The organism is Plantibacter sp. M259 (genome assembly GCF_006065115.1).
In the GTDB taxonomy this organism is placed as follows: domain Bacteria; phylum Actinomycetota; class Actinomycetes; order Actinomycetales; family Microbacteriaceae; genus Plantibacter; species Plantibacter auratus.
Genome location: NZ_CP040750.1, coordinates 3,095,366 through 3,109,341, shown reverse-complemented (window position 1 = coordinate 3,109,341; position 13,976 = coordinate 3,095,366). Strand labels below are relative to the sequence as shown.

12 protein-coding genes are annotated in these 13,976 nt (G+C 67.1%); 7 read left to right on the top strand and 5 right to left on the bottom strand.

Features of this window, described 5'->3' with window-relative positions:
• Positions 1-97: 97 nt before the first annotated feature.
• Entirely contained in the window at positions 98-1,216 is a 1,119-nt protein-coding gene (locus tag FGL15_RS14550) for a GuaB3 family IMP dehydrogenase-related protein (RefSeq protein WP_064296664.1), read from the bottom strand.
• A 140-nt stretch (positions 1,217-1,356) separates the two neighbouring features.
• Between FGL15_RS14550 and FGL15_RS14545 the strand changes: the two genes are divergently transcribed.
• Positions 1,357-1,902 (top strand): hypothetical protein, encoded by a 546-nt coding sequence (locus FGL15_RS14545; protein WP_138946538.1) that lies wholly within the window; start codon positions 1,357-1,359, stop codon positions 1,900-1,902.
• A gap of 279 nt (positions 1,903-2,181) precedes the next feature.
• Here the strand turns inward: FGL15_RS14545 and guaB are convergent, their stop codons facing one another.
• Positions 2,182-3,684, bottom strand: coding sequence for an IMP dehydrogenase (guaB, locus tag FGL15_RS14540; protein WP_079705279.1), 1,503 nt, complete (start codon positions 3,682-3,684; stop codon positions 2,182-2,184).
• Positions 3,685-3,999: 315 nt separating this feature from the next.
• On the opposite strand from guaB, the gene FGL15_RS14535 reads away from it, so the two are divergent.
• The 5 genes from FGL15_RS14535 to FGL15_RS14515 all read left to right on the top strand — a co-directional run bounded on the left by FGL15_RS14535 (position 4,000) and on the right by FGL15_RS14515 (position 9,364).
• Positions 4,000-5,217 carry a branched-chain amino acid ABC transporter permease gene (locus tag FGL15_RS14535; RefSeq protein WP_138947328.1) on the top strand — a complete coding sequence of 406 codons (1,218 nt, stop codon included), beginning with the start codon at positions 4,000-4,002 and terminating at the stop codon, positions 5,215-5,217.
• 10 nt (positions 5,218-5,227) lie between these two features.
• Positions 5,228-6,208: a branched-chain amino acid ABC transporter permease gene (locus FGL15_RS14530; RefSeq protein ID WP_086474449.1), complete on the top strand. Its 981-nt coding sequence runs from the start codon at positions 5,228-5,230 to the stop codon at positions 6,206-6,208.
• Positions 6,198-7,169 carry an ABC transporter ATP-binding protein gene (locus FGL15_RS14525; RefSeq protein ID WP_138946537.1) on the top strand — a complete coding sequence of 324 codons (972 nt, stop codon included), beginning with the start codon at positions 6,198-6,200 and terminating at the stop codon, positions 7,167-7,169. Before FGL15_RS14530 ends, FGL15_RS14525 begins: the two co-directional genes overlap by 11 nt.
• Positions 7,166-7,942 (top strand): ABC transporter ATP-binding protein, encoded by a 777-nt coding sequence (locus tag FGL15_RS14520; protein WP_138946536.1) that lies wholly within the window; start codon positions 7,166-7,168, stop codon positions 7,940-7,942. The genes FGL15_RS14525 and FGL15_RS14520 overlap by 4 nt, the downstream gene beginning before the upstream one ends.
• A 477-nt stretch (positions 7,943-8,419) precedes the next feature.
• The gene (locus FGL15_RS14515; RefSeq protein WP_138946535.1) at positions 8,420-9,364 is read left to right on the top strand and encodes a hypothetical protein; all 945 of its coding nucleotides are present in this window, start codon (positions 8,420-8,422) and stop codon (positions 9,362-9,364) included.
• Between the two features lie 345 nt (positions 9,365-9,709).
• Here FGL15_RS14515 and FGL15_RS14510 read toward each other — a convergent pair whose 3' ends face one another.
• The 3 genes from FGL15_RS14510 to groES all read right to left on the bottom strand — a co-directional run bounded on the left by FGL15_RS14510 (position 9,710) and on the right by groES (position 12,604).
• Positions 9,710-10,594 carry an ABC transporter substrate-binding protein gene (locus FGL15_RS14510; protein ID WP_370281768.1) on the bottom strand — a complete coding sequence of 295 codons (885 nt, stop codon included), beginning with the start codon at positions 10,592-10,594 and terminating at the stop codon, positions 9,710-9,712.
• Positions 10,595-11,110: 516 nt separating this feature from the next.
• The gene (rarD, locus tag FGL15_RS14505; RefSeq protein ID WP_138947327.1) at positions 11,111-12,106 is read right to left on the bottom strand and encodes an EamA family transporter RarD; all 996 of its coding nucleotides are present in this window, start codon (positions 12,104-12,106) and stop codon (positions 11,111-11,113) included.
• 201 nt (positions 12,107-12,307) lie between these two features.
• The gene (groES, locus tag FGL15_RS14500) at positions 12,308-12,604 is read right to left on the bottom strand and encodes a co-chaperone GroES (protein ID WP_056008047.1); all 297 of its coding nucleotides are present in this window, start codon (positions 12,602-12,604) and stop codon (positions 12,308-12,310) included.
• A gap of 158 nt (positions 12,605-12,762) precedes the next feature.
• On the opposite strand from groES, the gene FGL15_RS14495 reads away from it, so the two are divergent.
• Positions 12,763-13,968: a class I SAM-dependent methyltransferase gene (locus tag FGL15_RS14495; protein ID WP_138946534.1), complete on the top strand. Its 1,206-nt coding sequence runs from the start codon at positions 12,763-12,765 to the stop codon at positions 13,966-13,968.
• The last annotated feature ends 8 nt before the right edge of the window (positions 13,969-13,976 follow it).

Here is a 13,976-nt window from a genome sequence, read left to right as displayed (position 1 = left end):
CGGAGGCAGGTGCTCGTCCACGAGGCTCTGCCTCAGAGGCTAGTCGGCGCGATGCGACCCGACAACCGCTTGCGGAAGCGACTCGCTTCCGGCAGGGCTAGGCGCCCTGGTACGGCGCGACGACGACCTCGACCCGCTGGAACTCCTTGAGGTCGGAGTAGCCGGTGGTGGCCATCGAGCGACGGAGCGCGCCGATGAGGTTGGCCGTGCCGTCCGACTTCGGCGACGGGCCGTAGAGGATCTCCTCGAGGGTCGCGACGGTGCCGACCTCGACACGGCGACCGCGCGGCAGGTGCAGGTGGTGCGCCTCGGCACCCCAGTGCCAGCCACCACCGGGTGCGTCGGTGGCGCGGGCCAATGCGGTCCCGAGCATGACGGCGTCGGCACCCATCGCGACGGCCTTGACGATGTCGCCCGAGGTTCCGAGACCGCCGTCGGCGATGACGTGCACGTAGCGGCCGCCGGACTCGTCGAGGTAGTCGCGACGCGCACCGGCGACGTCGGCCACGGCGGTCGCCATCGGGGCGTGGATGCCGAGCGAGGCCCGCGTGGTGGAGGCGGCACCGCCGCCGAAGCCGACGAGCACACCGGCCGCCCCGGTCCGCATGAGGTGCAGGGCCGCGGTGTAGGTGGCCGCGCCGCCGACGATCACGGGGACGTCGAGCTCGTAGATGAACTTCTTGAGGTTGAGCGGCTCCTGGTTCTTGGAGACGTGCTCGGCGGACACGGTCGTGCCGCGGATGACGAAGAGGTCGACCCCTGCGGCGACGACGGTCTCGTAGAGCTCCTGCGTGCGCTGCGGCGAGAGGGCTGCGGCGACGGTGACTCCGGCCGCGCGGATCTCGGCGAGCCGGGCGGTGACGAGTTCGGGCTTGATGGGCTCCGAGTAGATCTCCTGCATGCGCGCGGTCGCTCGGCCGACCGGCAACGACCGGATCTCGGCGAGCAGCGGCTCGGGGTCTTCGTACCGCGTCCAGAGGCCCTCGAGGTCGAGGACGCCGACGCCGCCGAGCTGGCCCATCATGATCGCGGTCGTCGGCGAGACGACGGAGTCCATCGGTGCTGCGAGCACCGGGATCTCGAACTGGTAGGCGTCGATCGACCAGGACACCGAGACGTCCTGTGGGTCGCGGGTCCGCCGCGACGGGACGACGGCGATGTCGTCGAACGCGTAGGCGCGCCGTGCGCGCTTTGACCGGCCGATCTCAATATCCATGCTCACCGCACCAGCCTACCGGTCGCCTGGTGGACGAACACCGGATCCCGTCAAAACTCTGGACGTTTGATTCAGAAATATCTATATTAACGACCAGGTTCGCACCGCGGCGCACCAATCAGAGAAGGGGATACCAAGTCATGCTCACCACTTCACGGGCCTTCAGTCTCGGAACAATCCTGGCGGTCGTCATCGCTCTCGCTGCGCCGGCAACAGCCAACGCTGCTCCTCCACCTGTTACCGCGACGCCCCTGAGCACAGCAGCTCAGCACGAGATCACTCCCGAACAGCTTCGACTGGCCGTCGATGAGTTGAAGGCAGCACAAGTCCCGTTCACCACACAGCGGGTAGGTGAGGACACGATCGAGACATTCGTATTCGAGAACGGGTTCAGCTTCTCGGTGGGACAAGGCCCTTCCGAGACGCGTCTCGGCGGAGGGCAGGACTCCGGTGGGATCTATGTCCTGTTCAATGCCTTCGACCAAGGCCTCATCATCGGTGGAGGCGCGATGGCCCTTCAAGGAGCGTTGTGCCTCCTCCCAGGGGTCGGCGCCGCGCTGTGCGTCGTCTTCGGAGCCATCCTCTTAGTCGCATCCACCGCTCTCGCGACGAACGGCATCTGCCAAGGAGGACGAGAGATGAAGATCTACATCGGCGGCAACCAAGGCCGCTGCGTCTACGTATGAGCCCTGAGACCCACAACGTTCCTCCTAAGCGACCGCTTCGCGTCCGCCAATCAGTCCTCGCCAGCACCATTGTCGGGATCGTCATCTGTGGCACGACGGCGGTCCGTTTGGGATTCGGCCTCGATGGCTACCTGCTATACGCCCTGTGGATCGGAGGCTTCGCCCTGGTCATGTGGGCGACGCTAACCGCTCTGAACAAACGTCGGATGCGCTGACCACACCTACGCCGACGGTCCGGCAGGCGGAAGCCTGCCGGACCGTCGGTGTTCGTGCGGGTGCCTACTTGCGGTAGTTGGGCGCCTCGACGACGATCTGCACGTCGTGCGGGTGCGACTCCTTGAGGCCCGCGGAGGTGATGCGGACGAACTTGCCCTTGGCCTTCAGCTCGCCGATGTTGCGCGCGCCGACGTAGAACATGGACTGACGCAGCCCGCCGATGAGCTGGTACGCGACGGCCGACACCGGGCCGCGGTAGGGCACCTGGCCCTCGATGCCCTCGGGGATCAGCTTGTCGTCGCTCGGCACGTCGGCCTGGAAGTAGCGGTCCTTCGAGTACGAGGTCTTCTCGCCTCGCGTCTGCATGGCTCCGAGCGATCCCATGCCGCGGTAGTTCTTGAACTGCTTGCCACCCACGAACACGAGGTCGCCGGGGCTCTCGTCGGTGCCGGCCAGGAGCGAGCCGAGCATGACGGTGTCGGCACCCGCGACGAGTGCCTTGGCGATGTCGCCCGAGTACTGCAGACCGCCGTCGGCGATGACCGGGACGTTCGCCTCGCGCGCCGCAAGCGACGCCTCGTAGACGGCGGTGACCTGCGGGACACCGACACCCGCGACGACGCGCGTGGTGCAGATGGAACCCGGACCGACGCCGACCTTGATCGCGTCCGCACCGGCCTCGATGAGGGCCTGCGCGCCGGAGCGGGTCGCGACGTTGCCGCCGATGACGTCGACACCGGCGAACGCCGGGTCGGCCTTGAGCTTGCGGATGATGTCGAGCACGCCTGCGCTCTCACCGTTGGCCGTGTCGACCACGATGACGTCGACGCCGGCGTCGAGCAGCTGGCCCGCACGGGACCAGGCGTCGCCGAAGAAGCCGATGGCCGCTCCGACCCGCAGACGACCGGTGTCGTCCTTCGTGGCCAGCGGGTACTTCTCGCTCTTGTCGAAGTCCTTGACGGTGATGAGGCCCTTGAGCTTGCCCGCCTCGTCGACGAGGGGCAGCTTCTCGATGCGGTGCTGCGCGAGGAGCGCCATCACCGCGTTGCGGTCGGTGCCGACGGGAGCGGTCACGAGACCGGTGCTCGTCATGACCTCGCTGACGCGGGTCGTGGCCTTCTCGAACGGCGACACGAAGCGCATGTCGCGGTTCGTGATGATGCCGACGAGCACACCCTTGTCGTCGACGACCGGGAGGCCCGAGATGCGGAACTGGCCGCACAGCTCGTCGACCTCGGCGACGGTGGCGTCGGCCGTGGTGGTGATCGGGTTCGTGATCATGCCCGACTCGCTCCGCTTCACGCGGTCGACCTGTTCGGCCTGGTCGGAGATCGACAGGTTGCGGTGCAGGATGCCGATGCCGCCCTCGCGAGCCATCGCGATCGCCATGCGAGCCTCGGTCACGGTGTCCATCGCGCTCGACAGCAGCGGCGTGTTCACGGTGATCCGCTTCGTCAGGCGGGACGAGGTCTCCGCCTCGCTCGGGATGACGTCGGTGTGCCCGGGCAGCAGCAGCACATCGTCATACGTGAGTCCTACGAATCCGAACGGATCAGGCTGGTCCATTTATCCCTCTCATAGCCACGAACACACCGGAGAAACGCAGACCTGCCGGTATCACCATCGTAACCGAGCACGGCCTACCCCTATTCCACGATCCCGACAAATCGATGCGGAGAAATACGCACGGGCGAAACATGTAGGCAATAATCAGGTTCTATCGTCGAACAGCGTTGTCCGACGCAGGAGAACGGTCCACGGAAGTGGCCCGGCACTGGAGGTGCAGTGAAGTTCGCTGGAACGACCCGAAACCCGAGACTGGCACGGAGATTCGTGCTCCTCATCGCCCTGTTGTTCGGGGCAATCACCCTCACGTCCGTCATGAGCGCCGTCCCGGCTCATGCTGACGAGGTGGGCGAGGAGTACGACTTCTACTTCGCTGGGAACGTCAAGTACGACGACAAACCACTCGAAGGCGTGAACATCACGGTCGACGGCAACGGCTACAAGGCCGATGTCGACACCGACGCCGACGGCAAGTGGAAGATCGGCGTCCCCGAGAAAGGTACGTACAAGGTAACGCTCGACGAGGAGACCCTCCCGAAGGGCGTCATCGTCGCCGAGGGCGGCTCGACCATCGAGGCGAAGTTCGGCCTCACCCAATCGAAGTCCGTGAACTTCTTCCTCGGCGAAGGCGTCCGCGTCACCGTCAGCTTCTGGGATCAACTCGCCGAACGACTCGTCAACGGTCTGAACTTCGGACTCATGCTGGCGCTCGCCGCCATCGGAGCCTCCCTGGTGTTCGGCACCACAGGACTCAGCAACTTCGCCCACGCAGAGATGGTGACCTTCGGCGCGATCATGGCGCTCGTGTTCGGGGTGTTCCTCCAATGGCCGATCTGGCTTGCCATCATCATCGCCCTCGCCCTGAGTGCCGCGTTCGGCTTCGCGCTCGACGCCGGCATCTGGAGACCCTTGAGACGCAAGGGCGTCGGCATCGTGCAGGTGATGATCGTCTCGATCGGCCTGTCGCTGGCGCTCCGCTACGTCTTCCTCTACTTCGTCGGCGGCGGCACGTTCCAGCTGCCGGGTTCGGGAGAGGAGAACATCAAGCTGTTCGGCACGGTCTCGCTCAGCGTCACCGACATGATCAGCATGGCGGTCAGCGTCGTGGTGCTCCTCGGCGTGGCCTGGTGGCTCATCAAGACGAAGACCGGCAAGGCGACGCGAGCCATCTCGGACAACCCGAGCCTCGCAGCGGCCAGCGGTATCGACGTCGACCGCGTGGTCCGCATCGTCTGGATCCTCGCAGCGACCCTCGCCGGCCTCTCCGGCATCCTGTGGGCGTACTTCCGACCGGGCATCAAGTGGGACATGGGAGCGCAGCTGCTCCTCCTCATCTTCGCGGCCATCACCCTCGGCGGGCTCGGAACCGCCTTCGGCGCCATGGTCGGCGCCCTCATCATCGGCATCCTCGTCGAGGTCTCGACGCTCTGGATCCCGTCTGACATCAAGTACGTCGGCGCCCTCGTGGTGCTCATCGCGGTGCTCCTCGTGAGACCGCAGGGCATCCTCGGACGTCGCGAGAGAATCGGTTAGGGGCACGCGCATGGACTGGGGAAGCATTCTCTCGAACACGCTCGCTTGGGTCATCAGCCCGGAGACGATCGCGTACGCGCTCGCAGCACTCGGCTTGGCCGTGCACTTCGGCTACGGCGGTCTGTTGAACTTCGGTATGGCGGGGTTCATGGCGCTCGGCGCCTACGGCTACGCCATCTCGATCCTGAGCTTCAACCTCCCGTGGTGGGCGGGCATCATCGTCGGCTGTCTGGCCTCGGTGGTCTTCGCTTTCATCCTCGGCATCCCGACCCTGCGACTGCGGGCGGACTATCTGGCCATCGTGACCATCGCCGCGGCGGAGATCGTCCGACTGCTCTTCACGACGCAGGTCTTCGACGAGTTCACGAACTCGGCCGACGGCCTCGGCAACTACCACGAGGGCTTCCGCGCCGCGAACCCGATCCCGGAGGGCATCTACGGCTTCGGCCCGTGGGAGCTCAACGCGAACCAGTGGTGGGTCCGCATCTTCGGCATCCTGCTGCTCGCCGTCGCCGCACTCCTCGTGTTCCTCCTCATGCGCAGCCCGTGGGGCCGCGTGCTGAAGGGTATCCGCGAGGACGAGGACGCCGTGCGCGCCCTCGGCAAGAACGTGTTCGCCTACAAGATGCAGGCGCTCGTCGTCGGTGGTGTCTTCGGCGCACTCGGCGGGGTGGTGCTGGCACTCCCCTCCGCGGTCGTGCCGAGCGTGTACGTCACGAGCCTCACCTTCTTCATCTGGACGATCCTCCTGCTCGGTGGAGCCGCGACGGTCTTCGGGCCGCTGCTCGGCTCGGTGATCTTCTGGGTGATCATGGCGTTCCTCTCGAACGTCCTCCCGGCGCTCGTGAAGGCGGACGTCCTGCCGTTCATGAGCTCGACGCAGGCGTCGACGCTCCGCTACGTGCTGGTCGGTGTCGCGCTCATGCTGATCGTCATCTTCAGGCCGCAAGGCATCCTCGGAAACAAGAAGGAGCTGACCTTTGTCAAGTAACAGCTCACCCACCTCGCGACCGGTCAAGACCACCGGCCTCCACGTCGGCGAGATCGTCCCGGGCGTCAAGAAGGTCGACCCGATCCTCATCGCGGATCAGGTCACCCGGACCTTCGGCGGCCTGCAGGCGGTGAACGTGGAGCACCTGGAGGTGCCCCGCAACGCGATCACCGCCCTCATCGGCCCGAACGGTGCCGGCAAGACCACGCTGTTCAACCTGTTGACCGGCTTCGACAAGCCGAACACCGGGACGTGGAACTTCGACGGCAAGAGCCTCGGGGGCGTCCCGGCGTTCAAGGTCGCCCGCATGGGTCAGGTCCGGACCTTCCAGTTGACGAAGGCGCTCGGCCTGCTCACGGTGCTCGAGAACATGAAGCTCGGCGCGACCGGCCAGACCGGTGAGGGCATCTTCTCGAGCCTGGTGAAGCCGCTTTGGCGGAAGCAGGAAGCCGACCTCGAGGTCAAGGCGATGGATCTCCTCCGCCGCTTCAAGCTCGACACGAAACGCGACGACTACGCGGCCAGCCTCTCCGGTGGGCAGCGGAAGCTCCTCGAGATGGCGCGGGCGCTCATGAGCGATCCGAAGCTCGTCATGCTCGACGAGCCGATGGCCGGCGTCAACCCGGCGCTCACGCAGTCCCTGCTCGACCACATCCTGGCGTTGAAGGACGAGGGCATGACCGTGCTGTTCGTCGAGCACGACATGCAGATGGTCCGGCACATCGCCGACTGGGTGGTCGTCATGGCCGAGGGTCGCGTCGTCGCCGAGGGTCCGCCGGACACCGTCATGGAGGATCCCGCCGTCATCGACGCCTACCTCGGGAGCCACCAGGACGTCGACCTCGGGGTCGTGACCGGCCGGATCGCCGGAGAGGACAGAGCTGCGGCCGAGGAGCTGCTCGCCGAGATCGAGGACGAACGGCTCGCGGCTGGTGCCGAGCCCGAGGAGGAGCGGAAATGAGCGAGGTGAAGGGTGCCCCGGTCGGTGGCACCGCGGTCAAGGACGCCGAGATGGTCGTGGAGGTCACTGACCTGACCGCCGGGTACCTCCCCGGTGTGAACATTCTGAACAGTGCGAACCTGACCGCCCGGAAGGGCGAGCTCATCGGCATCATCGGACCGAACGGTGCGGGGAAGTCGACGCTGCTGAAGGCGATCTTCGGACAGGTGAAGGTGCGCAGCGGACAGGTGCTCCTGAACGGCGAGGACATCACGGGGCTCCGGGCGAACAAGCTCGTGGCCCGCGGCGTCGGGTTCGTCCCGCAGACGAACAACGTGTTCCCGAGCCTCACCATCGAGGACAACCTCAAGATGGGGTTGTTCCAGAAGCCGAAGCAGTACAACGAGCGCCTCGAGTTCGTCACCGGGATCTTCAGCGAACTCGGCAAGCGGCTCAAGCAGCGCGCCGGTTCACTGTCGGGTGGTGAGCGCCAGATGGTCGCGATGTCGCGGGCCCTCATGATGGATCCGCACGTGCTGCTCCTCGACGAGCCGTCCGCGGGCTTGTCGCCCGTGCGTCAGGACGACGCGTTCATCCGGGTCTCGGACATCAACAAGGCCGGCGTCACCACGATCATGGTGGAGCAGAACGCGCGTCGCTGTCTGCAGATCTGCGACCGCGGGTACGTGCTCGACCAGGGTCGTGACGCCTACACCGGGACGGGCCGCGAGCTCCTCTCGGATGACAAGGTGATCGGCCTCTACCTGGGCACGCTCGGCCAGGACGAGGACTGATCAGGGCGTTCCCCACTCGCGGGTCGGCGGGTACTTCGGTACCCTCGAACATGCTCGTCCCGGCCGCGTGCCGAGCGACGGGCCAGAAGCCACCGGATCCCGACCGGTGAACGAACCACAACTCCTCCCTCCCCCGAGGGGCACCGTCGTACCAAGACGGCCTCCTGAGACGGGGACGGAGGAGTTGTGCATTCTCCCTCCCCCTTTCGCCAGCGCGGTGCGCTGACGCGAGCGCGGTCCTGGCGCATGAGCGCGGGTCTCCGGAGGCGCGCGCTCACGCGCTGGACCCGCGCTCACGCCGAATCCCCGCCCCCGCGGCACAGCGACCCGCCCTGAGGCCGACGACCCGCGCTGGCGTCAGCGCACCGCGCTGGGGGCCGCTCCACCCTCGCTCCACCGGAGGCTGGATGGGAGTAGTTCTCCACATCGCTTCCATGACACGAGGTGACGGCGGAGGCGAACGGGCACGGTGAGGCGATGGAATCCTTCGATCTCAACCTGCTCCTCCGCCCGAACGGACTCCTCCTCGTCCGCGACGCACGTCGGGTCGGTGCCGAGCGCCTGGTGAGCGCCGCCCACCGCGACGGCGACCTGGTGCGTCTGCGGAAGGGCATCTACGTCCCTGAACCGATATGGAGTTCCCTGTCCCCCGATGACCGCTACCGGGTCCGGATCGATGCGGCGGCCGTCGCGCTCCGGAAGGACGCTCTGTTCAGCCACTACTCGGCGGCGCGGTTGTGGGGACTCCCGATCGTGGGTCCGTGGCCTCCCGAGGTGCACACGCTGACGAGCGGTGATCGCGGAGGGCGTTCGGCACCCGGCATCATCCGTCACACGACGCAGGGCTCCGTCGCCCGACGGATGCGGCACGGGCTCGCGGTCACGGACCCGGCTCGGACCGTCGTCGATCTCGCTCGGATCGCCCGCCTCGAGGATGCCGTCGCCGTCGCCGACGCTGCCCTCCGGCTCAAGCTCACCGACGAGACGGCGCTCCGCTCGCTCGCACGAGACCTGCCGGGCCGTCGGGGAGGACGGCAGGTGCGCTTTGCGATCGAATTCGCGGACCCCCTCGCCGCGAACGGTGGCGAATCGAAGATGCGGGTCGTGATCGCGCAGCTCGGTTTCGCCCTGCCGGTGCTGCAGCAGGCCTTCTCCGACGCGGACGGACCGGTCGGTGTGGTCGATGCGGTCTGGCCGGACGAGCGCATCATCCTCGAACTCGATGGCCGGCAGAAGTATGTGCGGGAGGAGTTCACCCAGGGACGGGACGTGGCCGACATCGTCCTGGCGGAGAAGCATCGGGAGGATCGGCTGCGCGCGCTCGGCTACACCGTCGTCCGCGCCACCTGGGAGGACCTCGTCCATCCGAGCCGGCTCGCCGCGAAGCTCGAGCGCGCTGGACTGCAACGCGCGTTCCGTTGACCCGGGCGCCCAACTGGTCGCTGTCAGCGCGGTGCGCCGACGTGACCGCACCGCACCCTCCGTCGGCGCGGTGCGCTGGCAGGCGCCCCTCACGTCGCCAGCGCGGTGCGCCGGCGTGAGCGCGCTCCGCTGTGCCGCATGGGCTCGGAATCGGCGTGAGCGCGCCGCAGGCGCGTGGGCGCGGGTCTCTGGAGACCCGCGCCCACGCGCTGGACCCGCGCTCGCGTCAGCGCATCGCGCTGGCGCTACCACATACGAGGGACCACACAGGGGGCGGGGTGCATCGGGGGGCGGACACGACGAAGGCCCCGGATCGCTCCGGGGCCTCGTCAGTCGCGTGGGCGACTAGTTGGTGCGGGTGTACTTGTTGTCGTCACCGTACTGGTAGATACCGATGGTCGCCTCGGTCGGGTCGCCGTTCTCGTCGAACGTGATCGGACCGGAGTTGCCGTCGTAGTCGATCTTCTTGCCGTCGGCGATGGCCTTCGCACCCTCTTCGAAGGTGGTCACCTTGTCGCCCTTGTCCTTACCACCGGACACGGACTGGAGCTGGGCCGCCATGTCGGCACCCTCGGTCGAACCGGCCTGCAGCGCAGCGAGGGCGAGCAGGATGACGGCGTCGTAGGATTCAGCCGCGTAGCTGTAGTCCTTCAGCGGCTCGCCACCCTCGTCCTTCACGAACGCCTGGAGGCGGTCGGTGAAGTCACCGAGCTTCGCGGTGTCGAGACCGGGCAGCGTTCCCTTGGCGCCCGTCAGGGTGCCCGGAGCGAAGTCCGCGCTGTAGTCGGCGAGGTTGCCGTCGACGAAGTAGAGCTTGTCCGACGGGAAGCCGGCGAGACCGGGGACGATCGTCTTGGTCTCCTCGAACGCGATGATCGCGATCGCGTCGGGGTTCTCCGCCTTGACCGCGCTGATCTGCGCGTCGAACGAGGTGTCACCGGTGTTGTACGACTGCTCGGCGACCACTTCACCGCCGGCGCTCTCGAACGCCTCCTTGGTGAACTTCGCGAGGCCGGTGCCGTACGAGTCGTTCAGGTAGATGATGCCGAGGGTGGCGTTGCCGTCCTCCGCGATCAGGTTCCCGAGGACCTCGCCCTGCAGCACGTCGGACGGCGCCGTCCGCCAGTAGAGACCGTTGTCGTCCCACGTCGTGAAGTCCGCGGAGGTGTTCGCCGGGGAGAACTGGATGACGCCTGCGCCGGTGACTTCGTCGATGAAGAGCTTCGACACACCCGAGGACGCTGCACCGATGATGGCTGTGACACCCTCGGAGAGCAGACGGGGACCTCGGTCGCGTACGCCTTGTTGTCGGAGTCACCCGAGTCGCCGAGCGTCAGGTCGATCTTGATGCCGAGGTCGGCGTCGTTGACCTCCTTGACCGCGAGACCGACACCGGCCTCCTCGGGCGGGCCGAGGAACGCGAGGTTACCGGTCTGCGGCAACGCCGTGCCGAGCTTCAGGGTCAGGTCGCCAGCAGGCTTGCTGCTGCTGCCGCTGTCGCCGCTACCACTCGAGGCGCAACCGCTCAGAACCAGCGCGCTGGCTCCGATCAGTGCGATACCACCGAGAACGATGGAACGTGGGCGGGAGCGAGCGGCCGTGGCCTTCGAAAAGACGCTCATGGTACTCCTTGCTTGTCAGAAGAGTGGCAGCTCCAGGGGCTGCCGTTGAGTCAAGTTATCCGCTGCACGTGCGCTGGACAATGTCGTTGACGTTACAAGCGTGTAACACGACCAAATCGTTACCTCAGGAGGGCTTGTTTCGCGCTTTTCCTGCAGTGGTCGCGCGATCAGCGCTGGAATCCGCTGTTCCGACCCTCGTCGAGCGGCGCCGTTCGGCCCCGGCGGCCCGACGACCCCGGGTCGAGGCGACAAGCATGTCGACGGTGAGGATAGCGAGCGCCAGCCACACGAGACCGAAGCCCAACCAGCGCTCAGGCGGCATCGCCTCGTGCAGGACCGCGACACCGACGACGAACTGGATGATCGGTGCGAAGTACTGGATGAAACCCATCCAGGTGAGCGGGAGGCGGCGGGCCGCCGCCGCGAACAGCAGGAGTGGGACAGCGGTGATGACGCCGGCGCCGACGAGCAGCAGGGCGTGCCCGACGCCCGCGGTGCCGATCGTCAGCCCACCGGTCACGCCGACCGCGATGAGCTGGGCGATCGCGACCGGCATCAGCCACACGGTCTCGAGCGTCAACCCGGACACGGCGTCGACCGAGCCGCCCACCAGTTTCTTGATGTACCCGTAGAGGCCGAACGAGAAGGCAAGGATGAGGGCGATCCAGGGGACGCTGCCGTGCCCGATCGCGAGGACCAGGACCGCGATCACGCTCACGACCACCGCGGCCCACTGGGCTGGACGCAACCGCTCGCGGAGGAAGAAGACGCCGAGGAAGACGGTCACGATCGGGTTGATGAAGTACCCGAGCGACGCCTCGACCACTTGGCCGTTGAGCGCACCGTAGACGTACGTCTGCCAGTTGACGTAGATGAGCGCTCCGGCGAGACCCATCGTCAGGACGATGCGGCGCTGGCGGAGGATGCCGAACAGTCGACGCCAGGAACGGGTCGCCAGGATGAGGACGGCGCAGAAGACGAGGGAGAAGAGGATCCGCCACGCCACCACTTCGAAGGCCCCGGCCGGCGCGAGGGCGATGAAGTAGAGCGGGAGCGCTCCCCAGAGGCAGTAGGCGGCGACCGCCGAGAGCAACCCAGACCGGCTCCCCTGCTGGGGCACGGCGACGCTCGCACGTCGATCCCCTCCCCCGTCGACGGTGACGGGGTGGATGTCGACGTCGGCTGGATCGCTGGGGTTCTGCACTGGTCCAGGCTAGACCCGCGACTCCCCGCGACACCCTCCGGAAACGGACACAGCCCGAACGGCGAATGCCATTCGGGCTGTTGAGCGGCCTGGGCCGCCGGATCCGTGCGCTGGTGACTAGCGGACGACGACTGCGAGGACGTCGCGCGCGGACAGGACGAGGTAGTCCTCACCGGCGTACTTGACCTCGGTGCCACCGTACTTGGAGTAGATCACCTTGTCGCCGACGGCGACGTCGAGCGGGACGCGGTTGCCGTTGTCGTCGATGCGACCGGGTCCGACCGCCACGACCTCGCCCTCCTGGGGCTTCTCCTTGGCGGTGTCGGGGATGACCAGACCGGAAGCGGTGGTCTGCTCTGCCTCGACCTGCTTGATGACGATGCGATCCTCGAGCGGCTTGATGGAGACCGACACGGTTGACCTCTTTCTTGAAACGAAGACGTGGTTAGCACTCACACTGCGAGAGTGCTGATTCCAGTGTAGGCATCTTCTGGCACTCATGCAATGCGAGTGCCAATCAACGACTGCTAGCGTTGCCGGATGCATCCTGCTCCGCCCGAGGCCCGCTGACCATGGACCGTTCGGAACTCGTCGAACTCCTCACGGCCGACGGCCTCAAGCTCCTCGACTCCCTCCCGCCCTATCCGACGAAGGACGAAGCCGTCCGCCTGGTCGGGCGCCTGCGCAAGGAGGGCCACTCCCCCGAGCTGGTCGCGGCGGTCCTCACGCAGTCACGGCTCAGGCAGAAGGCCGTCGGGAAGTTCGGACCGTTCGCCGGCCGCATGCTGTTCACCGAGGCCGGGCTCGAACAAGCCACGCGCCTTCCCGTCGCCGCATTGCACGCCGGGCGGTTCGCCCGGGCCGACCTCACGCGGATCGCCGACCTCGGCAGCGGCATCGGCGCCGACTCGATGGCCATGGCCTCGCTCGACCTGGAGGTCACGGCGGTCGACATCGACGAGGTCACCGCGGCCATCGCCAGCTACAACCTCGCTCCGTTCCCCACGGCGACCGTACGGAACGCCGCCGCCGAGGACGTCGCCCTGGACGACTTCGACGCGGTCTGGTTCGATCCCGCGCGGCGCACCGCAGGACACGCCGACACCGCGCGGCTGTCGAGTGCCGCCGACTACACCCCGTCCCTCGACCTGGTCTTCGGTGCAGCGGCCCGCCTTCCCACAGGCGTCAAGCTCGGGCCCGGATTCGACCGCTCCCTCATCCCCGACGACGCCGAGGCGCAGTGGGTGTCGGTCGACGGACAGCTCGTCGAGATGGCGCTCTGGTTCGGCCCGCTGGCCCGTCCGGACGTCCGACGGTCCGCGCTCCTCCTCGCGGACGGCGTGCACCACGAGTTGCACGCCGAGGCCGACGCCGACGACGCCCCCGTGCGGGAGCTCGGCGACTACGTGCACGAACCCGACGGATCCGTGATCCGGGCCCGACTCATCGGAGACCTCGCCATCCGGTTGGAGGCCGGCATGCTCGGCCAGGGCATCGCCTACCTGACCTCCGACACGGCGACGAGCTCGCCGTTCGCCACGACCTTCCGGGTGCTCGAACGGCTGCCGATGGACGAGAAGGTCCTCAAGCGCACGATGCGTGATCGCGGGATCGGCGTCCTCGAGATCAAGAAACGCGGCGTCGACGTCGACCCCGCGGCGTTCCGGAAGCGCCTCGCGCTGAAGGGCGACGGCTCGGCCACGATCATCCTCACGAGGATCGCCGGCAAACACAGTGCGCTGCTCGTCGAACGGGTGACGCCGGCCACCGACGCCTGACCCGACGG

Excerpts from the sequence above, each read along its gene's own strand:
- FGL15_RS14495 (WP_138946534.1), top strand. The coding sequence starts at position 12,763 with ATGGACCGTTCGGAACTCGTCGAACTCCTCACGGCCGACGGCCTCAAG.
- FGL15_RS14550 (WP_064296664.1), bottom strand. The coding sequence starts at position 1,216 with ATGGATATTGAGATCGGCCGGTCAAAGCGCGCACGGCGCGCCTACGCG.
- FGL15_RS14545 (WP_138946538.1), top strand. The coding sequence starts at position 1,357 with ATGCTCACCACTTCACGGGCCTTCAGTCTCGGAACAATCCTGGCGGTC.
- FGL15_RS14535 (WP_138947328.1), top strand. The coding sequence starts at position 4,000 with ATGAGCGCCGTCCCGGCTCATGCTGACGAGGTGGGCGAGGAGTACGAC.
- FGL15_RS14520 (WP_138946536.1), top strand. The coding sequence starts at position 7,166 with ATGAGCGAGGTGAAGGGTGCCCCGGTCGGTGGCACCGCGGTCAAGGAC.
- FGL15_RS14530 (WP_086474449.1), top strand. The coding sequence starts at position 5,228 with ATGGACTGGGGAAGCATTCTCTCGAACACGCTCGCTTGGGTCATCAGC.
- guaB (WP_079705279.1), bottom strand. The coding sequence starts at position 3,684 with ATGGACCAGCCTGATCCGTTCGGATTCGTAGGACTCACGTATGACGAT.
- FGL15_RS14515 (WP_138946535.1), top strand. The coding sequence starts at position 8,420 with ATGGAATCCTTCGATCTCAACCTGCTCCTCCGCCCGAACGGACTCCTC.